The following is a 23,750-nucleotide window of genomic DNA, read 5'->3' as shown; positions in this document are numbered from 1 at the left end:
TAGAGGACAAAAAGGTCGGAGATTAGTGTTCATGTCCAGCCTCCGATTTTTTTAGATCAGCAACTAGCAGATAACTGTTCTTTACAACCACACTTTCGCCGACGTTCAAACCGTCGATGATAGCAATATTGATAGCGTCTGAAGCGCCAGTTTTTACGGCGCTAGGGTGGTATTCATTGCCTTCTTTAATAAAAACAACATCTTTGCCTTCAAACTCTTGAATGGCTCCTTTTGGCACAACAACTGGAGCAGAGTGTTGACTGGTCGTAACCGCACCTTTAATTACAGTGCCAAGCGGCCACTTGTTGGTTTTGTTATCCAATTTTACAAATGCCAATGAGTATGGCTTGTCGTTTAGTGATGGTGTTAAATAGCTAATTTGCGCACTTTGATTAAATTCAGTGCTATGAATTAGCACCTGCTGGTTAGCGTTAACCTTACTTAGCTGAGTAGGAAACACTGATAGTTGTGCCCAAACCACGTCAAAATTGGCTATTGTCAGCAAGTTTTCACCATTTGTAAGCTCGCCAATATTGGCTTGCCTAGCGACTATACGCCCAGACATTGGTGCTTTTATCGAATATTGATTTAAGCTCTCATTGGATTCAATCACTACCAACGTTTCACCTTTTTTGACCTCTTCGCCGAGATTGACTTTTACTTCCTTAATAACACCATCGAATCTAGCGTTAACGTGCGCAAGTGAGGCAGGATCGGCAACGATTTTTCCATATACAACTTCTTCGTTATGAATAACACCGCTAGTTGCTGCTACTGTTTCAATGCTGTTTTGTTTAGCCATCTCAACAGACATAGAGACTATTTCATCTTTGTGTTCTTCACTGGCTGAGGTCGTGATGGAGGTGAAACCAATTACAGCAACAAGCATTAATTTGAAAAGGCTGATTGGTGAATTTAATATATTTTTCTTTTTCATGATTAATTCTCAATAAAGCTTGAAAGTTGGCTTTCTGTATTGCCGGAAGAAATTAATGGAATGCCTGATAAGGACTCAATGGAGGCGCTTTGTTTGTGAACCTCACTTGCGGCAAAAATAAGCGCATATTGCATCTCAATAAGCTCTTTTTGAACTGAAACTAGCTCTAAATAACTAAAGCGCCCGTCCGAATAGGCTTTTTGCACTAATGACAAAGCACTTTCTTGAGGCGGAATAATACTGGTTTGTAAGGTTTCAACCGTAAGGCGAGCCTCTTCCTGAGCCGCATAAAATGTCGCTAATTGGCTGTAAATTGCTCGCTCACTGGCTTTCCGTTGCTGCTCAACTTCATCGAGTTTTGCTTTTTGAGATTGATAGCTGCCTCTATTTCTATCACTCGTAAACAGAGGGACGCTAATTCCTGCAACCAACGCAGTCTCATTGCTACCTTCAAGTCTTTTCACACCTGCGCTCCACGTTATATTAGCGTGGCTTTGTGCGTTGATTGATTGTAATTGAGCTTGCTGAATTCTCGATTGCTCTGCATAAGCTAATATATGAGGACTTTGAGAAAGTTGAGCCATGATGTATTCGAGTGATATTGTTTTGGGAAGTGCAAATAAATCGCCTGATACACGAGAGAATTGCGGTGATTGTTCTCCCCACATAATAGCTAACTTACGAACACTGGCCTCTAACTGCTTGGAAATGGTTAGCGTCTTTAGTCGAGCTGTTGCTAAAGCTGCATCAGCTCGTTTTTGCTCTGATGACGGTGCCGAACCAACACGAACTTTTTTGGAGACAGTTTGATAGGTTTCTCGTGCTAGCTTTTCTGCATTTTCATTGACGAGCATGATTTGCTGTAACGTCAAAACATCGATATAGCGAGCTGCTACTTCACCCAAAATATCGAGTGTTTGTATTCTTTTTTCAACAGCTATTGCTTGCTGTTGGGCATTAACATAAAGCTTTCTGCTATTTACCTTATCTCCCAATTCCACCACGGAAGATATTGATAAGGTAAGTTCAGCGTCGCTGAATCCAGATACATCACCTGTACCTGCAAAGTTTTCCAATTCAGCGCTGACGTTATATTCAGGTTTTAACCCTGCGGTAGCTAACTCGCCGTCTAAACGCTTTTGTTTGTATTTAAAAGCTGTTAGCTGTGGGTTGTTTGCAAGTGTTCGTTGTATTGCCTCTGACAATGAAACTGAATCAACAGTTAAGTCATTTGCAAATACATTATTAGTTGTCACTAAAAACGACAACAGAAGCAACCGTTTTACTTTCTTCCAAGCAAGTACGGGGGCCTTAAAATAAGACATATTCATATTTTGTCCTGTTTATTTTATGAAACGAGCGTTGGCTTCACCGCCTAACGCGCCAATTAAATAAAAGGACTAACTTTTGGGAGGTCGAAGTAATCTGGAAGGGGGAGCTTCAATGACTACTTTTAAATAATCAAATACCTGACTTGATTTGAAATCAATGTCTCTACTGATGTAAACATGCGTAGCAAACTGTACATGCGAGCCATTGCAGTGTCCGCAATGATGACAATCAGCGGGGTTGTGTTGGTCATTATCTGCTGATGATTGTATTAATTTTTCAGAAGAAATGTGGTCATCTAAAGCATGAACATGCTCGGTTTTTATATGCTCGGAATCAACAATATGAACATCAGCAACTTTTGCCACAGCAGAAAATGACTGAAGTAATATCAGCACTATCATGATGTATGCAGGGAATTGTTTAATATTCATTTCGTTTCAACTATCTCTTAGTTATGCCAATGTTAACACTATCGTTTAGCTTGCGTCACGACATTGCTCGTCTATGAACTCTATTTCAATTGTTGTATGAGCAAAATCAAACTCTTTAAGCTCCTGTCGCAACTCTAGCTTGTACGATTTCAGCTCTTCGTTAGATATTTCAGTGTTTAAAACAATATGGGCGGTTAAAACGTTGTGTTCACCATCAAGTGACCAGATGTGTAAGTGATGTACTTCACCCACAATGGCTTTAGAAACTATTTTCGATTTAATATTTTCAATAAGATCAATATCTGGTGTCGCTTGCAAGAAGAGCATAAGTGTCGTTTTCAGTGTTCTTACAACATTAAATAAAATAAAAAGGGTAAACCCAATTGATAAAATAGGATCGAGTATGGGCCATTCAACAAACATCAATACGATTGATACAATAAATATAGCTATCCAACCTAAAACGTCTTCAAGCAAGTGCCAGTTTAAAACTCGTTCATTTAAGGTCTTTCCATGACTTAGCTTATAGGCAGCGTAACCGTTTACCACCATGCCAAAAATAGCTAATAAAAGCATTCCTTCGACTTGAGGCATTTCGGGGTTAGCTAATCTTGGTATGGCCTCAATTAGTATAAAAACAGAACCAACAGTTAATACCAAACCGTTAATCAATGCGCCAAGCAATGAAAAGCGCTTGTAACCATATGAAAACTGGCTAGAGGCAGGCTTGTTACTGAGCTTATTTAATCCCCATGCGGTGCCTATGGAGATGCTATCTCCTAAATCATGGATAGCATCTGCCATGATTGCCGTACTATTGGTTAACCAACCTCCGATAAATTCGATGATGGTAAACGTGAGGTTTAGAAAAAAAGCCCAGCCAATGCGTCTCGAAGCGTCCTCATCATTGTGAGGGTGATCATGACCGTGAGAGTGGTTATGCATGTTGAGCCTCGGCGGTTACATTTTTTCTTCTAAGCCTTTGTACATTCCAATTAATGATATGACGGATAAAGTTTTGGTACGCCCAACGTTTAATACCCGTTAGATTGGTTCCCTGCTCAGCATAGAATTCATCGGGTGAGTCATAAAAGCCAAAGTCGTCGTGTATGCCTTCTTTTTGAATATAAGTATCTTTACCAACCCAGTTCGTCTCTGGGTTACTTATGCAGGTAGTAGCTATTCCATAACCACAAAAATTATCTTTAGCTTGACTGAATTTGGATTGAATTGAACTTAGGTAAGCTTCGTCGAGAATGAAGCCTTCTAAATTGATCCACTTACCTTCATAGAGCACTTCTACCCAGCTATGGATAATGGATTTTGGGGCAAGCCAAAATACATAAGAAGGAATAGCGCCTTTCTGAAGCTGTTGGTCAATCGTGAAACCATGAAATCGGCACTGAATACCAAGCGCTCGGAATAGAGCCATTAACAAGTTTCCCTTGGTATTGCACTGTCCATAGCCATCCGCTAAAACTTCACTCGCAGATATATCATCGCTGCGGTTGTAACCAAACTGAATCTCATCTTTAACAAAGGTGTAAGCAGCTCCTATTGTGTTGTATTCATCCATTGTATTCCAATTCCGATCTGCTATTAGAGATTGGATGCTGTGATCATCTAAGTCTAATATTTGTGTTTTCTCTAAATAATTAGCACTCATTATCCATCTCCTTTAAGAACATGATTTTGATTTACTTCCACTACAGCTATTGTTTTCGCTTGTTAACTCTGCGTTGCTCAGCTCTTTCTTCGCATCAGTAATAATCAGGTAAGCCCCTCTTAAAATTAGGGTTGCAATCACACTACCAATCACAATGTCAGGCCAGCGAGAATCAAGTAGCATCACTAAAACACCAGCAGCAATGACCCCCAAGTTTGCGATCACATCGTTGGCTGAAAATATCCAGCTTGCACGCATATGGACTTCACCATTGCTTTGCATTCTGATTAAAACTAAACAAATGACGTTTGCTATTAATGCTACAAAACCAAAGCCGATCATGAACCAAGAGTGAGGCTCACCTTCTCCGAGTCTTCTTACTATGTCAAAGATTACCAGTATTCCGAGTGTCAGCTGAAAGTAACCGCTGATAAGGGCTGCATTGGCTTTATGCTTTAAAGATCGGCTCACGGCATATAGAGCAATACCATAGACAATTGCGTCAGCCAGCATATCCATTGAATCTGCTATCAAAGCCGTTGAGTTTGCATATAGGCCCACAGTAATCTCAACGCAGAACATAACCGCATTAATACCTAGCAACCAATACAGCACATGTTTTTGTTTCGCATCTTTTAGTTCGACTTCGCAACCACAACCACTCATTGCACGGCCTTAGTTATTTGCTTGATAACTTAACTATAAAGTCTATAGTGACTATAGAGTCAAGATTTAGGACTAAAGTTTTATGAAGATAGGTGAACTTTCAAAAACGACAGGGTGTTCGATACAAACAATTCGGTATTACGAGAAAGAAGGGTTGCTTTCAACTCCTGAACGTACTGAAGGGAATTACAGGTTATACGGTGAACGGGCTTTAAAAGAATTAGAGTTTATAAAGCATTGCCGAAGTTTGGATATCCCTCTAACAGATGTTAAACGCCTTATGGAACTGAAAAATAAGCCAGAAGAAAGCTGTGCAAGTGTTAATAAGCTCATTGCTCAACAATTGGCCTTAGTTAACAATCGAATGAGAGAACTCAAAGCACTAAAAGCTGAGCTTCAACAAATGGCAAGTTTGTGTACAACTGAAAACACCATTGAAGCGTGTGGAATAATTAAGTCACTTGATAGTTAGAATTGTCATTCATTTTCTATCCGTGTTGTGTACGAATAACTATATTTTATTACGTTCATGTACGAAATTTATTTAATGTACTTTCGTTCACTTGATTGTTAAGATGTACGAAAGTTACAGGTTTCGTACATATGAAAGTTGGTTTTGCACGAGTTTCGACTCAAGAACAAGATTTACAAGTTCAACTGTCCAAGTTGGGCGTTCATGGCTGTGAGAAAGTATTTCAAGGGAAGCAAAGTGGTGCTTCGATTAAAAATGATGAGAAGTTAAAAGATCTCATAAATTTTATACGAGAAGGCGATGAAGTAATTGTTACTCGCCTTGATCGGCTTGGCCGATCATTAAAGACTATTCTCGAAGCAATTGAAAGTATTCATAAAAAGGGAGCGTGTTTAAATATCATCGACGGCTCTCTCAATACTAAAAATGATAATCCATTCTCGACGGCGATGATCAACCTTTGCGGAGTCTTCGCTCAGCTTGAGCGGGATTTAATAAAAGCCAGAACAGCTGAAGGTCGTGAAGAGGCTAAGGCTAAAGGCAAACATATGGGGAGAATGTCTGCTTTGTCTGATAAACAAGCGAAGGAATTATATAAAGATAAATTAAATGGTGAATCGATTTCTGCATTAGCAAAAAAATATTCTGTTAGCCGCCCTACGGTTCACAGAACTATTAAAAGAATGGAAAAGCAAAATAATAAATAAAGGGAGATGTTATGTGGTCTGATAAAGAATCAAAAATTGATTTCTTAAATTTTAATGAAACGGCTGAGTCAATAAAAGATCTTATAACAGAAAAGGAATTAATGCCTATTAGCGTCGGTGTCTTTGGTGATTGGGGCGCAGGAAAATCTACTATTCTTGAACTTACCAAAGCATCTTTGGAAACTGATGAACAAGAATATATCCAAGTACATTTTGATGCATGGACTTTCCAAGGGTACGATGATGCTAAAGCTGCGCTATTAGAAACAATCGCATCTACTTTAGTTAAAAAAGCAGCAGACGATAAAAACCTAAGTGCAAAAGCAAAAGAGTTTGCTGGACGAATAGATAAGATCAGACTGATGGGACTACTTATGGATGGTGGTGCAGCATTAGCTGGTATACCAACTATAGGTGGTATACAGAAGATCATGGGACTATTCAGTGGTGGTGACGATGGTGAACTGGATGTTGATGATGTAAAAGGTGCTGTCGATGGCGCTAAGGATGTCGCGAAGAAAAACAAAGGTTTGATCAAAGATAAGAAATCATTCTCACCTCCTAAAGAAATTAAAGAATTCCGAAAAGCATATTCAGATCTGCTAAAGGAGTTTGATAAACCACTTATTGTCTATGTCGATAATTTAGATCGCTGCTCTCCATTTAATGCCATTTCAACACTTGAGGCGATCAGATTATTTCTATTTCTACCAAATACCGCATTTGTTATTGCCGCCGATGAAGACATGATCCGCTTGGCTGTGCCGGAATATCACAAAGGTGCATCTCAACGACATCAAACTGATTATTTAGACAAGCTTATTCAAATTCCTGTGCATGTACCAAGACCCGGCGTTCTGGAGATAAGGGCATATTTAATGATGCTTACTGCTCAAGACCACGGCGTTACCGATGCTCAATTAGAAACGATAAGATGTGCCCTTGAAGAATCATTAAGGCTGTCGTGGAAACAACCACAAATAACCATTGATGAGCTACTTCAAGATCACGCTATCGAAAAGCATTCAGAACTCAGAAGTAAATTTGTAGTTGCTGAGCAGTTAGCTCCACTATTAGCTGAATCTACAAACATTAACGGCAACCCTCGCATAGTTAAGCGATTACTGAACCAAGTGAAGATGAGAAAGAAAACGGCTCACCGTCGAGGTATGCAGCTTGATGAAAAAACCATCACTAAGCTGGTAATTTTTGAGAGGTGCTTAGGCACTCAGGCTACCAATAAGCTTTATGAATTAATTGACAAGGAAAAGGGGTTCCCAAAAGTATTGGCGGAACTCGAAAATTCAGAAGTTGAATTTGACGAAATTAAGTTACCTGAAGAGTGGAAGCTAGACCTAGCTTTTATTGACAAATGGTCAAAATTACCTCCAATGTTTACTGAGGTGGATTTGACTCCAGCGGCGTATCTGAGTCGAGAAAGCATTCCAATGGGCGCTGTTAATGCGGTAATGTCAGGAGCCGCTCAAAAACTTGTAGAAGACTTAATGAAGCAAAAGGTAAGGGTCAGTGGCGTTAACTCTACTGCGATTACCACAACTCCTAAGGAAGAATACATGTCAGTCATGGATGGTTTGATTGAAAACTTTAAGTTGATTGGTGATTGGACTGAAAGACCTACAGGCATTTATGGAGCGGTGCTACTTGCCAAGCAGGATGATAAATGTTGTTTAAGTCTTCTTACATTCTTAAAAAGCTTGCCCCGACAAAGGTGGCTTAATCCAATTTTAAAAGAACTAGAGGGAACTAAGTAATATGGGTACGTCCGCATCGTCAACAGGACCGAATAACAAGAGTCCGCTAATTCCATCGTGGGCAGAGCAAGGAGACCCCGTCACGATAGAACCTGCATCAGGTACTGATGGGGATGATCAAACAGGCTTTGACAGTGGTCAAGCAGATGATCAGAATGACAATAGTAACGATATTGACAATGACAAGGTTCAACAAGAAATCGGCGGTTCACCAACAGCAACACCGCCTCCAAATAGGTTTGCTAGTGCAAGAAGAGCATTTGGTAAGTACGCTCAAACAGGTGGATCAACTTCGGATCTAAGGCGTTCATTAAAAAGTTACTCTAGAAAAGGCTCTGGTGGAGGTAAGAGTACTAGCCGGAGACTAGCAAGCGGCATAACTGCTGGTTCTGGATTGCTTGGTGTCATGCGTGGCGACACAGTAACGGTTAATAATCAAAGCTTATCATTAGGTGATCTAACTGGGCTATCGACTGACCAAGCAATTGACAAAATTGCTAGCCATTTAGCGCCTCATAATGCCGATTCGGATGCTGTAAGAGTTGCGTTGGATTACGCACTAGAAGAAGCATTACCCGATACTGAAGAGTTTGATCCTAACAGTTTTACCGACGAAGTTATCCAAGAAGCCATAGGCTGTTATTTAACAGATCTTATATTTCAAGATGTTGTAGAAGGAATGGGCAGAGCTTGGTTTCACGTTGAGCCTGCAAGCAAGCATCATCAAATGGAAGTTGAATTAAGGGAATTAATAAAAGTGATCACACAAGAACAGTTAGACAAAGTAACTAATGGCAACCCCAGTACTATCAGTAAGGAAAATATTACTAAAATTCAAGCCGATGCTATTGCCATGACAGTTGATGAGTGGGAGAGCTTTGATGACTAATTTTTATTTTAATCATGACCCAGCTAACTTGCCTGATTTTTCTGATGATTGTCATCCTGTCCAGATGTTCCATACGCATCAAAATGACATCACTAAGCACAGCTTAGTGTCAAAACAACTACTACAAACAGTTCGTGATTTGGGATTGAATGTAGATGCTGATGCAATAGATCTGATAACAATTGCAACCGCTGTTACCGCCGCTGATACATTTGAATTGAGGGATAATGCAGAAAATGCATGGGCTAGAAAAATGCATTTACATGTTCCTGTTACCGATGAGGATATGTGGAATACTGTTGAGCCTGAACTAAGTTCTTTGCTCAACTTTCTAACGGGCGATCAATGGCAGTTTACTTTTGAAAAAACAACTATGCCGATGCCGACTCCTAAAACAAGTGAGCAAGCGAAAGCAAAAGCAAAATCATTAATTGGACTCAACTCAGTCTGCCTTTTTTCAGGAGGTCTTGACAGCGCAGTTGGTGCAATTGACATTTTAAACGGAGAGTCAGCCTTAAAACCGCTTTTGGTTAGTCACGCTTATCGTGGTGATGGCGCAAAACAGGAAGATATTAAGCATTTATTATCCCCGCCATTCGGCGAATTGTCCTATTCAATGTCTCCTCATATTATCAAGCATTTAGAAGGTAAAACTGACATTAGCATGAGGGGAAGAAGCTTCAACTTCCTAGCTATGGCGGTACTTGGTATATCAGCCTTAAGAAATGCTAATTGCGATAGCAGTATTGAAACTATTGTCGTCCCTGAGAATGGCTATATTTCTATAAATCCACCGCTTACCAGAAGACGGATTGGTAGCCATAGTACTAGAACTACTCATCCTAATTTTCTAAGCAGGCTTGAATCTTTGCTTAGAGACACTGGGTTTCATGTCAAATTTGTAAACCCCTATCAATTCAAAACTAAAGGTGAAATGTTAGCGGAATGTGTTGATCAAGACGCAATTAGAAAAGCAGTTCCTCTGAGTGTTTCTTGTAGTCATTGGCACAGAGAGCATAAACAGTGTGGGCATTGTGTACCTTGCCTTATTCGAAGAGCGTCAGTTTTTCATGCTGGTTTTACACAAGATGCGCCATACAAGACAAAGCGGTTGAGAGGTCTTATTAAAGAAAAAGATACTCGCGATGATCTCCAAGCGGTTCAAACTGCCATTATCCGGTTGAAACAGACTGACAATTATCGTTCTTGGCTTCGAAAGTCAGGACCAATACCACAAGATAAAGATATACGAGAAAAACTAGAATCAACTATTAAGCGAGGATTAGCAGAGGTTGAATTATTTCTCCAAGCGGATAAATCATCATGATGGATCTTCATTGCCATGTTGATTTATATCCAGATCATAAAGAGGTATTGAACGACATAAAAAGCAGTAATTATTACGTGCTATCAGTAACTACGGTGCCTTCAGCTTTTGAAGGTACTGTTCAGTTAACAAGTGGCATAAAACACTGTAAAACGGCTTTGGGGCTTCACCCTCAACTTGCTCATTTAAGGAAAAATGAACTACCTCTATTCGATAAGCTAGTTGATAGAACTAGATATATTGGAGAAATTGGGCTGGATGGCTCAAAAGGTTATGCTGATTACTTTGATGATCAATTAGAGGTTTTCACGCATATTTTGAAAAAATGTGAAGACTTTGATAACAAAATACTAACTATCCATAGTCTTAATGCGACAGGTGAAGTACTTGAACAACTTAAGTTATACCCCAATGCTGGTACTTCTATTCTTCATTGGTTTTTAGGTACTAAGAAGCAAGTTCTAGAAGCCGTCGAGCTAGGCTGTTTCTTTTCTATTGGGCCAGCCATGCTTACTTCAGCCAGAGCTAAAAAAGTAATATCGTGGATACCTCAAGATAGGATTTTACTCGAAACTGATGGCCCTTTCGCCAAAGTGGCGGGGAATATTCTGTTTCCTTCAAGTGTTGGCACTGTTACTGAATATCTGGCTGAAATTTGGTGTAAAAATAAGGCTTCGATAATTGAGCAACTGTCAGCAAACCTTAGGTGTTTAACATCAGTCAAGTAACTAATTATACGTCACGTAATCTTATAACAATTTTATTCAGGTTTAATCGATTTGTTTGAAGTATTTGTATTAGCTATAGCACTCAGTATGGACGTGTTTGCAGTATCCATAGGCTTAGGTTCTAAAAAAGTAGCAAATGCTGAAAAACTCTTTATTAAAGCCGTTGCTTATTTTGGATTTTTCCAAGGCTTTATACCTCTTTTAGGCTATTACAGCGGTAAAGGATGATCATCTTGGATTGAAGATTATGCACCTTGGATAGCTTTTATTTTGCTATTATTTATCGGTGGCAAAAATGATTTATGAGTCCCAATCTGAAGGAATTGAAGAAGATATTGCTAATGTTACTCATCGTGTGCTATTTGTTCTTGCTATTGCCGCCAGTATTGATGCAATGGCGGCAGGTTATGCAATCACATTGCTTGAGGTAGATATAGCCGTAGCTTGCTTGATAATAGGCGTCACGACGTTTGCCTTTAGCTAGATTGGTGTGAATATCGGCGAAAGAAGTGGCGTATGGCTGGAGTCTAAAGCTGAACTATTTGGTGGTTTAGTGTTAATCGCAATCGCATTTAAGATATTACTTGGTTGGCACAGAACCACCGAATACTAGGCTACTTACCTGAGCAACATGCATTGCCTTCTTGAATAGGAGGACACTTAACTGTTCCATAAGAGCAGTAAACGCAACAATCACCTTTGAACGGTTTAAGTAGTGCTTTACAGCTTTCGCATTCGTAATACCATTGGCAAGCGTTTGTAGGCATGGTTTCAACTTTGCTAAATCCACATTCAGGGCAAGTTATCTTAGATTTTAATTCTATACCTTGCATACTGGTTCCTTAATGGGCTTAACAATATCTAAAATAGACATTACGACCATCCAAATGATCCCAAAGTAAAATAAGTAAGTGCTCCAGTCGTATTGCCATAAAGGATAAAGGGTCAGCAATACTGCAATTGGGCCAATGACACTTAAAATGCCTCTTAATGACTCTCGATGTTGATACCAATTATAGAAATTAACTAACAACGCTAGTGAAGCAAATAATGGCAATAAGGTGTTCACCGCTATCCCTTCAAAATGTGAAAGAAAACCTAACCCAAGAGCAGATGCCAATGAGCCGAGCGCAGGAAAACATGCTGTGCAACTAAGGGCGGCTAGCCAAACGCCACCAGAACCTACTTTATCTAGAATTTTATTGATCATAACTATCTACCTCAATTTTTAAGGTAGTATAAACTCCGTACATAAGTACGGGGTCAATAGCTATTTAAGTGAATTTATTACCGGGCAGGATTGAGGGTCTTGATTGGCCTTGCAAGAATCTGTCATATCTTGAATTACTTTCTCTAACCGCTGTAAATCAGCAATTTTATTACGGATGAGATTAAGTTTTTGCAATCCCATCGATTCTATATCAGCGCAACTGCCACTTTGTGACATCAGTGATTCAATTTCTTTCAGCGTAAACCCTAATGCTTTAGCTTTCAGAATAAATTTGAGTTGATTAGCGTGTGTCTCGTCATACTTTCGATAACCTGATTCGGGTTTTGGAGGCTGCTCTATTAAACCTTGGCGCTCATAAAAGCGGATCGTTTCAACATTGATATCTAAATCTTTTGCCAGTTTTCCAATGGTTCTCATAAACATACTCTTTAGAAGCAGAGACATCATTATACAATTAATGCGGATTGCCTAAACTCAATTTTATTGCATGAACGGGGTCGCTAAGCGTCCGCTTTGTAGAATTAAGTTCACATATCCAGATCACTCTGACCGTCTCTTGTTCGCTCTTGCTGCCTGTCAGGTGAAGTCTAAACCTAATCAACAAAACTGTAAGATGAGATATGAGCTACTACATCTAATCTATTGTTTCGTTGAAACTAATTCAATAATTTCACCAGTAGACGTATCCACTCTTATTTCTGTATGTTGCCCTGAGTGCTGAAGTTGATTTTTTAAATCAGCATTAATCAGTTTGAGCTTATCTATTTCAGCGTACATTTCTTGTAATCGCACCAGTAGCTTTTCAAAATCCTTATCGATTTCCTTAGGGTCAATCTCGTTTTTTTGCTTTTCTTTAGCAAGCTTGCTTTTTAGTTCGGCTACCTTTGTTCTGAGTTGTTTTATTAAATTATCTTTATTTTTTTCTTCCCAAGTTAATTGAGCTTTTTCAATATTTTCTCGTAACTTTACCCATTTTTCTTCTTCTTTAGATAGATTTGCAATATTTCTTTTAGCTCTCGTTGCTACTGCATTTTTGGTTATCTTGCTGCCATCAGATTTCATCTCTTCAAAAGCACGTTTTATATCATCGTATGCGCTACTCATGCTTGTTCTCCTTGGTTTGTATGCGCTTTGCCTTCATCTAATACATAGTCAGCTGCTGCTATATTATTTTTCCAGTGAATAGCAAATAGCTCGTAATCTTCTTGCTCTTCTTTGGTTAATGCCGCATATGCCTCTAGTTTCTGCGTTGCTTCTTTTTTTATTATTTGCCAATTGACCTTGTGGCGTTTGGTAATGATTTTACTACCACAATACACACAGCCACTAGGGATTCCTGCTCCTTTTATCTTGCAAGCTTCTCCCGCAGTGCAGTACCCCGTAGGTAAGCCACGTATGTTTTTAATATTTTTGACGAGAAATTTTTTCAGTTCTTCAATTGAACTGAAATGGATCTGCTTAATCACAGTCGAATCTTTACTTTGACTATCAGTAATACCTATTATCAGATCTTTAGATGTTTTATTAATTTGCTCACCAGCACCACCTTTAAGTGATTGTGACTCGGCTTCATCTATTAACTCTTCTGCAACACGGTCAATTAAAATCTCATTAAACTCTTCAGTAGTTTTAATTAAAGTTGTTGAGGCCAAAAATGCTCTTCGAGTATAAACAAACGTCATTAGGCTAGTTAAATGTTTAAATTGATATCTAATATCATCAAGCTCACCTAATTTATTGGCAATGACAAAGTAGGCCAACGTATGTCGAAACATGTGAGCGGTTAATCTAAACGTATCGCCTTCTTCGTATGGGACACCTCTATTCTCTCCTCTAACTTCTTTGTAGTTAGATTCAAGGCGTTCAAGCTCTGCTATATCATCATCGTCTAGAGTTAAGTCAAAAAGCTCAATGTTTTCACTGTTTTTAACCTCAAATTTTGTGAATCGCCCAGCATCGCTAAAACTAACACTACAGCTACTATGTGAAACCCCGAAAAGACGGTTTCTTTCTAACCCTTCTTTCAAATTGTGTGCTTGACTACTTGTTATATTGGCTCTGCATGAAGAAAGTACAGCTTTTGCCCTTTCTTGCATACCGATCACATATTTTTCGTAAATACCAACACACTCATGTACTTCAGCGTTTGAAAACCATTCCATCTCAACCTTACTGTTGTCGGTTTTGGTCATAATTGCCGTAATGTAATAAATATCATCTTTGTAATTGGCACAGCCAACCTTGCATGTAAGTACTTCGTTATATCTCATACCTGTATAGGCCAAGATATTAATGTATGTGGCTAATTTTAAATCTTCTAATTCTTCGGATAATTGAATGAATTCCTCTTCATTGGGTAAGTTTCTTACATGTTTTGCTATTAGCTCACCTGTATTCATTTTGGGCGGTGGTTCAATGGAGCCTTCATGTAAACTATCTATTAAGCGTGCATTTAATTCTAGCCATCGTTCTATCTTATCCTTAGAGTTTTCAACTATTTTTTCTGCAAACTTCAGAATTTTTTTCATTACTTTAGTAGGAATGACAGGGTGCGAATAAGTGACTGGTCTCGGATGGTGTAACTCGTTTAGTTGGTTAAGCACATCAATAAAAACACTACACACCTTAGGGCCAAAAAGACGAAAGCTTCGTTGCACGTCAAATAGTTTAGTAAATGAGTGTGATTGTCTGTAAATAGCTATTTTCCCGACTTCATATAAATAGTCTTTTATGAGATTCCTAATAACTAAGTCAGATTTGAACTCCAACTCATGAAATGAGTGATAACCTCTTTGTCTTAAGAAGGCTGCAATTAAATTTAGATATGTTACATCATTTTGAAGTGTAGAGATTTTTAGAGGTTTACCGCCTACAACATCACCATGTGTGAGTTTAATTAGTGAATAAATTCGAATTTGATATGCTAATTCATCAACACCTTTAAAATTCACATTTCTTTGCGTTTCTTCATAGCTTATCCAAGTGTCATCGCCAAAGTGAATAGTGCCATGTTTAGCAATATTCAATGCTCTGTTTTCCCACAAAGCAATCGAATTAAAAGCGCTAGTATCATCAACTTTAAAATCTTCTAACACCTGAACCAAAGGTTTTATAGTGATTTGACCTGTATGTGTTTTTACAACAGCGATATCAAGTAGTTTTGTTTTAGTTATCTCTTTGGTCATAGCAAACCTGTGTTTTTCCAATGAGGATGAATACCCTCTGTTCTCAATAATTCTTTTCCATCAATCACAGCTTGAGCATTAAGCTTGGCAATATCAGTTAATATTTCGTTAACTCTATTTTTCAACTGCTCTATGTTTTCCAGTTGCTCTGTTACAGAGTCAAATGTTGCGGCTGAGTTTTCCATATCAGCAACAACAAAATCCCGGTATGACAAAAGTTTCCAAACATGCAATGCGTCAGCAACACAGCGATAGAACGGACACCACAAGCATGCGTTAAAGTCGGCACATGCATGCTCGTTTGTATCTCGCTGGTCTAATAATTTCCTGTTTTGAGATTCGAATGCCACTACTGCGGATTTATCTTTTGAGTTAATGCATGTGCCATTCGGGACTTTTTTACCGTCTTCTGGTGGAGTCTGCAAAATGATTACTTTGTCGGTAACATCGCGAACAAAATAGTCTGCCATTGTTTTTGTCGCTCTGTTGATTGTCATTGCAACATCTTTGTTATCTTGCATTAAATAATGACGCAAGAACGTTTCATAAGAGTGCTTGCCAGCTTTTTGATACCACTTAAATTCTTTGGCAACTTTTCGGTAAATGTAGTTAAGCCCTGATTTTCTGATCTTTTGCGAATTAAATACGATATCACACCCAAGCTCAGTCAATATCCTATCTATAGTGGTCTTGAAACGTGATGCTGTTAATAATTGAATCTTTACTTCTCCAATACTATTTACTTTGGGAAAAACAAAAATTCTTTTTGATAGGTTCTCAATAGAAGGGCGGTAAATAGACGTAAGTCTAGTCGCAGCCTTAATATCAAATATTACTGGTTCGACAACGTCGCCGTATAAGACGCCTTCTTTTTCTAGATCTTCGGCTTTAATTTCAAATTTATGCCATTGAGTTTGATAATTAGCTCGGCGTTTAAATAAACGAAGAGCAGGAGTTTTACTTGAATGTAATGGCGTGTTAAAGAAAAATAAGTCGTCAGTATCAAGCTCTAGCGTAGGAGTTGAATTCCAACCAGTTTTCAATATGACTTTTGCTGCATAAAGTGTAACTTTGTCTTTAATTGTGAGTAAGGTCTCAGAAAGCCCTTTTTCTATGTAATATGCTAATTCTACTACTTCTCTATATGAGTAGAGTTTATCTTGATTCTGAGATAGTTGCTCTTGATGTTGTGCAGTTAATTCGGTGTTGACCGGAAAGCTTTTAATAGTATCTAGACCATAAAACGATAGTAATTTGTCGATAGCGCTCTGATATTGATTACCAACAAAAACCGACAAATCGCCTTGTTTTGATTTTAGTTGAATTGCCTCTCTTATAGCCTTTAGTATCTCACAGTTATTTTCAACAAAAGCATGAACCCCATGACTGGCAATAAGCTTCATTTGTTCATCTGTTAATGATGATGCATTTTCTTTCAATGCTCTAGCCATACTACCTATGTAACCTTTGAGAGTGACGATACCTATGCTCTCGCCATCAATTCGCTTTGTAAAAACTTTATGGTATTCGACTAGGTTTTGATAAAATTTATAGGCATTGTCATATACCCACTCATGCTTCTGCCATTCGGTAGTGTCACTTTCTTTAAGGTAATAGCCCAATGAGTAGGGTAATAAACTTTCCTTTGCGATTTTTTCACCCGTAACAAAGTGGTAAAGGTCCAATGCAGCGTTTAGTAGCAGTAAAAACTGCTGGTTATTTTGAGTTTCTTCTTGGTAATGCTTATAAAGGTATTTAAATCCCTGAAGGCCATTTTCTGCAAACCCTTGAATTCCACGCTCACTAAGCAGCTTAATTATTGGTGATGCTACGCTACCAGCACTATTCAACCACCTTGGAAATGATAAAGTTGAGGATCTAACTCTTGTTGTATTAGCTTCCGAAGCGCTTGCTATCTGATTTTTCAAAAAAGCATCAACTTCATTGCCAAATTTGGATGATATGCTTTGTGCATACCCTATTACTTCGGCTTCAGTTTTAAATTGATTGACTCTAGCTTTACCCCACACATCGGGTAGTATAAATTTTAAAAAAGTACGGAAGTTGTGATTGCATATAAATGATGAAACGAATTCCCTATCCTGTAATGTTGCCAATAATGGCAGTTTGACGCGTTCAGTATTCTTAAAAGTATCATGTAGACAAAGATTTATAATAGCTGTCGCAGTTTTGAGGATATTGTCCCTAATAGAAGAATCTTTGAGGCTTAATTCTGGAAGGACGAGATAGTCCAGATATTTATTTAGTAATTTACGAATCTCTTTTACTTGATGGAATTCAAGTTCGAATAATTTAGTTATGTCGATTGAAGTAGCCCCATTTACTAGCCTAAAAGGAGCGTTGATAGCGTTATCATAAAAATGAAACTTAGCTAAGTTTTCTAAGGCTTCTTCTATACGAGTAGCATAACTAGGTAGCTTGACATCATTTATTTCATTAATGCAAAAGTATTCCAGTTCTTGCCAAATTTCAAAGTCTGATAGAGCATTTAATCCCGAAGTTTGAATTGATGTCGCAGTATCTGTACTAACCTTATTAAGGGCTAGAGGAAGAGTGTGTTGTAAACTGACACAAGCATTCCGCAAGCGACTCATTGAAATAGCAGTGTCGTCATCTGCGCTAATATTGTTTTCTTTGTCATATGCCCTGTTAAATAAAACGTCTAACTGTTTGGCTAGAACAATTGAATGAGGTTTAAATCTAGCAGGAATACGATTGGACTTCCGCGTTTTAACTTGCTGCTGCATCTTCAGCCTCACGCATCAGTAATTCGTCAACATCACCGTAGATATCTTTCACCCACTCTGACATTGCTCCGTATGCATCCACTGCTACACTTTTGGCAAAGTCGATGTAACGTTTGGTTGTTTTAAAACTTTCGTGACTCATCAAGGTCATTAGTGTCTGTCTGATGGAACTCTCCGATTCACCTTTGTCAATTAGGTATTTAGCGACATAAGTAGCAAAGGTAGCGCGTAAGTCATGGAATGTGCGTAATAGTATTTCTAATCCCTGCTTCCTTTGTTCTTTTCTAACTATGGAAATAGTATTCCCCGGTGTATCTTCGCTTATCCGCGATCCTGAACTATTCATAAACAAAGGAAGCGGATGTTCACTATTGTCCATACCATGATTAGTCTCATGTTTGGTACGTCGCTTCATATTTTGAATTGTCAAAGTGTGATTGTACAAAAGCTTCATTAGAACTCGCGCTATTGTTAATCTCACTGGCTTATGTCCTTTTCGTACAATGTTCAATTTTGGAATACGTTTCTCGTTTTCTTTTTCATCAGGATCAAAAAGGTCTTTCTGGTCGATGGCTGAAATCTCAAAAGAACGAAGTCCACCTAGCAAAGCACATTGCAAATAAAGCTTATAAGTCTCTTTTTGAGCCGTATCCGTCTCCAGCAACTGTTTAAGTTCTTTTGGAGAATATGGTTGTAGATCTTTTTCGGGTGAGTCTTCCTTTTGTTTCAATGTATTTGGAATGCTCAAATTACTAACCCACTTCCATAAGCCTCCAGAACGTGTGTTGCTAGTAGGTAATTGAAACAATGAACTTACACTTGATTTAGCTTTCGATTTAATACGTACCTGTTTGTATTCAAGTGAGAAGGGGAGGCTATCTATAGCCCCGCGCTTATGGCTCCATATATAGAATGCTTTAACAGCTCTAATTCGTTCTTGAGCGCTGTTAAAGCTTATGCGTTTAGACTTATCTTTGGTTTCGACTCTTTCACATAAATGTTTGTGATATCTCCACACAGGTAACCTAGAAATATCATCATCTACAGATTGTTTTGAAAGTGGTGCAGCTATTACTTCAAAATAGGATGCATCATCTTTATCCAACCAATCTAAGAAAGCTTTTAAGTGCTTAGCTATACTGCAAACAGACTTAACATCTAATGGCTTTCCCGGTTGGCTGGCATGATAAGCGTCACTAAAAGCCTCATTGTCTATTTGATTCTTTTTGAGACTGAAATGACCTTCAAAGCGGTGCATTAAAAATAAGTTCATTTCTTGGCATTCGGTGAAGCGAGTCGGGTGATATAGCACTGGAAAATTAGGTTCTATTTTATCGTGCCTATATGAGTGAGTTCTGATGCCTTTTTCAGTCTTAATAGGTTGCCCTGATTTATCGAGGTGAAAAGACATTCCTTTTCCAAAGTTGACTGATGTTTTAATTATTTTAGTTTTTGTTGTATTTCGAAGTATCATTTTCGTTCACCTTTGATTCTTAGCTAGAGTATGTGTGTAAAAGCTTTTTTGTTCAAGTTTATTAAGGGTATGATAGTATTATATCAATTCGGGGGTGATCCTGGATGAAAGCCAGAACCTTACGGCCTCGCAACTGAAAACCATTATTACCCGCTGTGGTGAAGGCACTAAACTTATCTGTACTGGCAACCTGGCACAGATAGACAGCAACTACCTTACCCCGGTTACCTCGGGGCTGACCTATATCGTGGAGCGCTTTAAGGACTTTGAAGGCTCTGCCACCATTAACCTTAACGGCGTGGTAAGAAGTCGTCTGGCTTCATTTGCTGAGCAAAATTTATAACACCGGGCGGGCCAGAGTGGCCCGCTTTTTTCGCTTTGTGGCGAACCAAACTCACTTGAAAGATTGGCAACTGCTCGTTACTCTTGCTAAAACAAGGAACTAACGTCGAGCTGCTGCGTGCCGCAATTTCTCCCTCTTAAGAACTATCGTAAGGCGATCAGTATTGCCTTGCTGGTGCCTATGTTGCTGGCCGTGGTGCTGTGCTTCCACCTTTATCAGGTTAAGCTTGAGCGCCAGTATCAGGTCTATCAGGCGCAGTTTTTTGTGCTCGCCGGACAAGTTGAGCAGGAAACCCTGGCCGCACAAACTGTGATCACCAGTATTCGTAACAGCCTGGCAGAGCCTATCCGCTATGAGCTGGATGCCGATTGGCAGCAGAACATTCGCCAGCAGGCCGGTTATTTTTATCGTCAGCTGCCCGATAATGGTGGCGAGGTAGTCGGGCTTGGCCGCTTTGTCCCAACCCCGGAGTTGGTTGCGCAGTGGCAGCAGATCATGGCGCTGGGCCCCAGTTTTAACACCGCACTGGCACTGATCGATGAGCTCGAAGCGGTTGTTTTTGTTCAGGACAATGGGTTTGCCTTTGTGAAACGCCGTGATACCAGTCAGAGCAATCTGCTGACGGCCATTGTCGAGTCGCGCTTCACACCGCAATTCAGTCAGGGGATCACCGCCACTAGCATGCCAACCCGGGTTTTTGGTAACCGCTATTTTGCACTGGGTCAGCGTCTGGCCAGTGGCTCGCTGTCGCAAATTTTGCTGATTTACGATGTAGATAAATTGGCAGGCCGGTTGCAACATATGGCTTTTGGCGGTGGAGGGTTGGCGTTAAAGGGCACCCAGCCGGGTGTGGTACTGGCCACCAGTAAAGACTACCGGGAGCTCGAAGAAGCAGAAGTACGCGCGGCGAAATTGCCCTGGGACGGCGGTGTGCAGTTTAGTTATCGCCCCGCGGCTCAGCCGTTCACCCTGAACTTTGCGCAGGAAGAAGCCAGCTTTTCTGCACCGGCTCGATACGAAGCGCTGCTGGAGCTGGGCTTTCTGATCCTGTTTATTGTATTCACGTTCGCCGCTTATGTGTGGCTTAACGCGCAGGTGTTTATTCGGCCACTGAAGCATTTTGTCCGATATTTGACCTATCAGGAGAATACCCCCCAAGCGACCATGAATTATGCGGTTCCCAAAGACTGGCAGCCCTGGTTTTTAGAGATTAAGCGGGTCGTGACACAAAAGCGCGATGCGCTGCAACAATTGCAGGACAACAACGCAAAGCTGGATGAGCAGGTGCAGCAGCAGAAGAAAGCCCTGTCTCGCAGTTTAGAAGCGAAAGAGCGCCAGGCGGCTTTACTGAAAACAGTACTCAACTCAGTGCCTGATCTGGTTTACTACAAGAATATCGATGGTTCGTTTATTGGCTGTAACGAGGCCTTTGAGCGCTTTATCGGAGTTTCTCAGGTTGACCTGGTGGCCCGTGAACATCAGGAAGTGACTGAGCGACATCTGGCTTTGCTGGATCTGGAACAGACCATGAATCGCCAGGGACAGAGCCTGACCGATACCCTGTTGCTGGAGGGCAGTAGTTACCTGATCACGGTGTCGCCTTTGTATAATGACTTGCGCAAGCGCATTGGTACTTTGGGGGTTGCGCGGGATATCAGCGAGCAGCAACAGGCTTTGACTGCGTTGCGGGCATCGGAGCAGAATTTTAAAGCCGCTATTGAGTATGCGCCTAACGGGGTGATCTTATTGTCTGTCGATCGCCTGGTGCTTGAACTGAATAGGGCGGCGCGTAAATTATTCACGCGCGTTGAAGTTGGCAGTAGCCTGTATAGCGTGTTTGAGGATGCCGATGTGGAGGCGCTAAACGATGTGCTGGATCATTGTTTGCAGGAGCGCCAGGGCGCCAGCGAGCTGAGCCTGGCTCAGCAAGACCCAAAACGCTGGCTGCATCTGAGTGTCTCTTTGGTGTGGGACAAGCAAAAGAACCCCAAATATTTTGTGATTCACATTCAGAATGTGACCGCGCTGATCCGCGCCCGACTGGATGCTGAGCGGGCCAACCACGCCAAAAGTCGCTTTATTGCCAATATCAGCCATGAGATCCGTACACCCATCAATGCCATTTTAGGCATGGTGAGCATTCTAAAAAGCGAGCTGGACGCCAGCAAAGAGCAGCAGAAACTGGAGCAAATAGAGCGCGCCGCCCAGCAATTATTGGCGATGCTCAATGATATTCTCAATTTTGCCCGGCTCGAAAGTGGTCAGGGGAAGCCCAACAACCAGCCGTTTTGTCTGGTCGACTTGGTAACCAGCCTGAGTGGTTTTATTACCCCGCTGAGCAGTGCCAAACAGCTGGCATTTGAGATAGAAGTAGACCCGTTCATCTGGCCAAGATTGATAGGTGATGAAGCGCGTATCAAGCTGGTGCTGATGAACCTGTTGGGCAATGCAGTAAAGTTTACGGAACATGGCCGGGTTGGAGTAAGCCTGTCCTTACAGCCTGACTTACAAGCGTCCGGGCAGGCCATTAAATTTTGCGTCTGGGATACTGGCCCAGGGATCAGCGAGCGCGATCAGGCGCGTTTGTTCGATGCCTTTACACAGGGCAATGAAAGTAGCTCGCGAACTCATGAGGGGATAGGGCTTGGTCTGGCGATAGTGAAGCAGGTGATCCAATTATTGGGAGGGGAAATTACGCTATGCAGCAAGCCTGAGGTTGGCAGTCGCTTTGAGTTTACCCTGCAACTGGAGCGCGCCGCATTGCCCGATGATGAACATCACAAGTCCCTGTTTGTGATCTCAGACGAGCAGGCACCTTTGCCCTACCTGACACATCAGGGGAGCCGTCAGGGCAGTGTGGCTGATTTCAAGGCGCTCAGTGCACCGGCTTCAGTTCACTACCTGGCCTGTGACAATCCTGCCCATGTAGCGGCACTGAGTCAGACTGAGCCTGGCCTGAATGCACGCTGGCTGGTACCCGACACCGCCGCATGCACTGACGTTTTGCCAGCAAACACCGACGCTCTGAGGTTATTCGCTCCGGTGTTCTATCAAAGCCTGAGTACCTGTTCAATGGAAGCGCCCAGAGCGGCGCTGCCAGAACCCTGCTTGTTATCACCTTTGTTGTGTATTGTGGTCGATGACAACCCGGTGAACCTGGATATCAGTACCACAGTTTTGCAGCAGCGCGGTGCAACTGTGGTTGCGCTCAGCAATGCAGAGCAAATTGTCGATATTTGTCAGAAGCTGCGCCCCGATGTGGTGCTGATGGATTTATACATGCCCAATATCGATGGTTATGAAGCCAGCCGCCAGCTGCGTTGCTACTTTGACCGCGACACTTTGCCCATTATTGCCTTGACTGCCAATGCCCATGAACAGGAAAAGCAACAAGCCATGGCGACCGGCTTAAATGGCTTCCTGGTCAAGCCGGTGACCCCTGCGGACTTGTGTGCGGCGCTACAGGACTATGTGCCGGACAGCGAGATTATCTTTGATCACCCCTTTGCACTGGCCCAAATGATGGGGAAAGAGGCGCTGGTGCGCACTATGCTGGAAAAGTTTGCTAAGCTTTGTGAAGAGTATGTGACCACTTTGCACAACACACACAGTGCGCCTGAACTGGTTAGTCTGGCACATACCATTAAAGGCTCGGCAGCCGGACTGGGGTTGCGCCGTTTAGCTGCTCAGGCGCGGGAGTGTGAAACCGCTGCAAAGCAAGAGCAGCAAGCGGCAATCGAGCAGGTATCTGATGAACAAGCGCGGTTACTGGCAGCCGCAGAACAAACTTTGTGTTTTATTTCGTTTTGGTTAAAAGGATAA

At 41.0% G+C, this 23,750-nt stretch carries 20 protein-coding genes and 2 pseudogenes; 9 read left to right on the top strand and 13 right to left on the bottom strand.

All coding sequences use genetic code 11. From position 1 onward, the window contains the following. Positions 1-22 precede the first annotated feature (22 nt). The 6 genes from C3B51_RS04665 to C3B51_RS04640 all read right to left on the bottom strand — a co-directional run bounded on the left by C3B51_RS04665 (position 23) and on the right by C3B51_RS04640 (position 5,032). Complete coding sequence (locus tag C3B51_RS04665) at positions 23-937, bottom strand: efflux RND transporter periplasmic adaptor subunit (RefSeq protein WP_016708235.1); 915 nt, start codon at positions 935-937, stop codon at positions 23-25. Between the two features lie 2 nt (positions 938-939). Beyond that, a complete protein-coding gene (locus tag C3B51_RS04660; protein ID WP_029216105.1) occupies positions 940-2,268 on the bottom strand; it encodes a TolC family protein in 1,329 nt (442 codons plus the stop codon). 69 nt (positions 2,269-2,337) lie between these two features. Then, complete coding sequence (locus C3B51_RS04655; protein ID WP_016708233.1) at positions 2,338-2,700, bottom strand: hypothetical protein; 363 nt, start codon at positions 2,698-2,700, stop codon at positions 2,338-2,340. 45 nt (positions 2,701-2,745) lie between these two features. Continuing rightward, positions 2,746-3,645, bottom strand: a complete 900-nt coding sequence (locus C3B51_RS04650) for a cation diffusion facilitator family transporter (RefSeq protein ID WP_016708232.1) — start codon at positions 3,643-3,645, stop codon at positions 2,746-2,748. Continuing rightward, positions 3,638-4,366: a transglutaminase-like domain-containing protein gene (locus C3B51_RS04645; protein WP_016708231.1), complete on the bottom strand. Its 729-nt coding sequence runs from the start codon at positions 4,364-4,366 to the stop codon at positions 3,638-3,640. Before C3B51_RS04645 ends, C3B51_RS04650 begins: the two co-directional genes overlap by 8 nt. A 12-nt stretch (positions 4,367-4,378) precedes the next feature. Then, on the bottom strand, positions 4,379-5,032 hold the full coding sequence (locus C3B51_RS04640; RefSeq protein ID WP_016708230.1) for a cation transporter: 654 nt from the start codon (positions 5,030-5,032) through the stop codon (positions 4,379-4,381). 82 nt (positions 5,033-5,114) lie between these two features. Here C3B51_RS04640 and cadR point away from each other — a divergent pair, with 82 nt between their 5' ends. The 7 genes and pseudogenes from cadR to C3B51_RS04605 all read left to right on the top strand — a co-directional run bounded on the left by cadR (position 5,115) and on the right by C3B51_RS04605 (position 11,540). Next, the gene (gene cadR / locus C3B51_RS04635; protein WP_016708229.1) at positions 5,115-5,504 is read left to right on the top strand and encodes a Cd(II)/Pb(II)-responsive transcriptional regulator; all 390 of its coding nucleotides are present in this window, start codon (positions 5,115-5,117) and stop codon (positions 5,502-5,504) included. A gap of 131 nt (positions 5,505-5,635) precedes the next feature. Further along, entirely contained in the window at positions 5,636-6,211 is a 576-nt protein-coding gene (locus tag C3B51_RS04630; protein WP_130244330.1) for a recombinase family protein, read from the top strand. An 11-nt stretch (positions 6,212-6,222) separates the two neighbouring features. Continuing rightward, positions 6,223-7,983 carry a KAP family P-loop NTPase fold protein gene (locus tag C3B51_RS04625; protein WP_130244329.1) on the top strand — a complete coding sequence of 587 codons (1,761 nt, stop codon included), beginning with the start codon at positions 6,223-6,225 and terminating at the stop codon, positions 7,981-7,983. A 1-nt stretch (position 7,984) separates the two neighbouring features. Continuing rightward, positions 7,985-8,872, top strand: coding sequence for a hypothetical protein (locus C3B51_RS04620; protein WP_130244328.1), 888 nt, complete (start codon positions 7,985-7,987; stop codon positions 8,870-8,872). Next, positions 8,865-10,199 (top strand): Qat anti-phage system QueC-like protein QatC, encoded by a 1,335-nt coding sequence (qatC, locus tag C3B51_RS04615; RefSeq protein WP_130244327.1) that lies wholly within the window; start codon positions 8,865-8,867, stop codon positions 10,197-10,199. Before C3B51_RS04620 ends, qatC begins: the two co-directional genes overlap by 8 nt. Further along, positions 10,196-10,927: a Qat anti-phage system TatD family nuclease QatD gene (gene qatD, locus C3B51_RS04610; RefSeq protein ID WP_016708224.1), complete on the top strand. Its 732-nt coding sequence runs from the start codon at positions 10,196-10,198 to the stop codon at positions 10,925-10,927. The genes qatC and qatD overlap by 4 nt, the downstream gene beginning before the upstream one ends. A 51-nt stretch (positions 10,928-10,978) precedes the next feature. Further along, positions 10,979-11,540, top strand: a pseudogene (locus C3B51_RS04605) (manganese efflux pump MntP family protein). 1 nt (position 11,541) lies between these two features. On the opposite strand, the gene C3B51_RS23875 reads toward C3B51_RS04605, so the two are convergent. The 7 genes from C3B51_RS23875 to C3B51_RS04570 form a co-directional block, all read right to left on the bottom strand. Further along, positions 11,542-11,760 (bottom strand): GDCCVxC domain-containing (seleno)protein, encoded by a 219-nt coding sequence (locus tag C3B51_RS23875; RefSeq protein WP_062566147.1) that lies wholly within the window; start codon positions 11,758-11,760, stop codon positions 11,542-11,544. Next, a complete protein-coding gene (gene merC / locus C3B51_RS04595; protein WP_016708222.1) occupies positions 11,748-12,137 on the bottom strand; it encodes an organomercurial transporter MerC in 390 nt (129 codons plus the stop codon). The genes C3B51_RS23875 and merC overlap by 13 nt, the downstream gene beginning before the upstream one ends. 60 nt (positions 12,138-12,197) lie before the next feature. Continuing rightward, positions 12,198-12,575 (bottom strand): MerR family transcriptional regulator, encoded by a 378-nt coding sequence (locus C3B51_RS04590; protein WP_075594020.1) that lies wholly within the window; start codon positions 12,573-12,575, stop codon positions 12,198-12,200. A 222-nt stretch (positions 12,576-12,797) separates the two neighbouring features. Further along, positions 12,798-13,262, bottom strand: coding sequence for a hypothetical protein (locus C3B51_RS04585; protein WP_016708220.1), 465 nt, complete (start codon positions 13,260-13,262; stop codon positions 12,798-12,800). After that, positions 13,259-15,343 carry a hypothetical protein gene (locus C3B51_RS04580; protein WP_130049666.1) on the bottom strand — a complete coding sequence of 695 codons (2,085 nt, stop codon included), beginning with the start codon at positions 15,341-15,343 and terminating at the stop codon, positions 13,259-13,261. Before C3B51_RS04580 ends, C3B51_RS04585 begins: the two co-directional genes overlap by 4 nt. Beyond that, complete coding sequence (locus tag C3B51_RS04575) at positions 15,340-18,111, bottom strand: hypothetical protein (protein WP_130049665.1); 2,772 nt, start codon at positions 18,109-18,111, stop codon at positions 15,340-15,342. Before C3B51_RS04575 ends, C3B51_RS04580 begins: the two co-directional genes overlap by 4 nt. Then, positions 18,095-19,585, bottom strand: a complete 1,491-nt coding sequence (locus C3B51_RS04570) for a site-specific integrase (RefSeq protein ID WP_016708217.1) — start codon at positions 19,583-19,585, stop codon at positions 18,095-18,097. Before C3B51_RS04570 ends, C3B51_RS04575 begins: the two co-directional genes overlap by 17 nt. Positions 19,586-19,670: 85 nt before the next feature. Here C3B51_RS04570 and C3B51_RS04565 point away from each other — a divergent pair. Continuing rightward, a pseudogene (locus C3B51_RS04565) lies at positions 19,671-19,928 on the top strand (PhoH family protein); the annotation flags it as partial. Positions 19,929-20,045: 117 nt separating this feature from the next. Then, positions 20,046-23,750 (top strand): ATP-binding protein, encoded by a 3,705-nt coding sequence (locus C3B51_RS04560; RefSeq protein ID WP_130244325.1) that lies wholly within the window; start codon positions 20,046-20,048, stop codon positions 23,748-23,750.

Origin of the sequence: Pseudoalteromonas rubra (assembly GCF_004212645.1) — a bacterium.
Taxonomy (GTDB): domain Bacteria; phylum Pseudomonadota; class Gammaproteobacteria; order Enterobacterales; family Alteromonadaceae; genus Pseudoalteromonas; species Pseudoalteromonas rubra_G.
Note: the sequence above shows the minus strand (reverse complement) of the source record. Positions and strands in the feature narration are given on the sequence as shown.

Coding starts and splice junctions, on each gene's coding strand:
- C3B51_RS04665 (WP_016708235.1), bottom strand. CDS start 937: ATGAAAAAGAAAAATATATTAAATTCACCAATCAGCCTTTTCAAATTA.
- C3B51_RS04660 (WP_029216105.1), bottom strand. CDS start 2,268: ATGAATATGTCTTATTTTAAGGCCCCCGTACTTGCTTGGAAGAAAGTA.
- C3B51_RS04655 (WP_016708233.1), bottom strand. CDS start 2,700: ATGAATATTAAACAATTCCCTGCATACATCATGATAGTGCTGATATTA.
- C3B51_RS04650 (WP_016708232.1), bottom strand. CDS start 3,645: ATGCATAACCACTCTCACGGTCATGATCACCCTCACAATGATGAGGAC.
- C3B51_RS04645 (WP_016708231.1), bottom strand. CDS start 4,366: ATGAGTGCTAATTATTTAGAGAAAACACAAATATTAGACTTAGATGAT.
- C3B51_RS04640 (WP_016708230.1), bottom strand. CDS start 5,032: ATGAGTGGTTGTGGTTGCGAAGTCGAACTAAAAGATGCGAAACAAAAA.
- cadR (WP_016708229.1), top strand. CDS start 5,115: ATGAAGATAGGTGAACTTTCAAAAACGACAGGGTGTTCGATACAAACA.
- C3B51_RS04630 (WP_130244330.1), top strand. CDS start 5,636: ATGAAAGTTGGTTTTGCACGAGTTTCGACTCAAGAACAAGATTTACAA.
- C3B51_RS04625 (WP_130244329.1), top strand. CDS start 6,223: ATGTGGTCTGATAAAGAATCAAAAATTGATTTCTTAAATTTTAATGAA.
- C3B51_RS04620 (WP_130244328.1), top strand. CDS start 7,985: ATGGGTACGTCCGCATCGTCAACAGGACCGAATAACAAGAGTCCGCTA.
- qatC (WP_130244327.1), top strand. CDS start 8,865: ATGACTAATTTTTATTTTAATCATGACCCAGCTAACTTGCCTGATTTT.
- qatD (WP_016708224.1), top strand. CDS start 10,196: ATGATGGATCTTCATTGCCATGTTGATTTATATCCAGATCATAAAGAG.
- C3B51_RS23875 (WP_062566147.1), bottom strand. CDS start 11,760: ATGCAAGGTATAGAATTAAAATCTAAGATAACTTGCCCTGAATGTGGA.
- merC (WP_016708222.1), bottom strand. CDS start 12,137: ATGATCAATAAAATTCTAGATAAAGTAGGTTCTGGTGGCGTTTGGCTA.
- C3B51_RS04590 (WP_075594020.1), bottom strand. CDS start 12,575: ATGAGAACCATTGGAAAACTGGCAAAAGATTTAGATATCAATGTTGAA.
- C3B51_RS04585 (WP_016708220.1), bottom strand. CDS start 13,262: ATGAGTAGCGCATACGATGATATAAAACGTGCTTTTGAAGAGATGAAA.
- C3B51_RS04580 (WP_130049666.1), bottom strand. CDS start 15,343: ATGACCAAAGAGATAACTAAAACAAAACTACTTGATATCGCTGTTGTA.
- C3B51_RS04575 (WP_130049665.1), bottom strand. CDS start 18,111: ATGCAGCAGCAAGTTAAAACGCGGAAGTCCAATCGTATTCCTGCTAGA.
- C3B51_RS04570 (WP_016708217.1), bottom strand. CDS start 19,585: ATGATACTTCGAAATACAACAAAAACTAAAATAATTAAAACATCAGTC.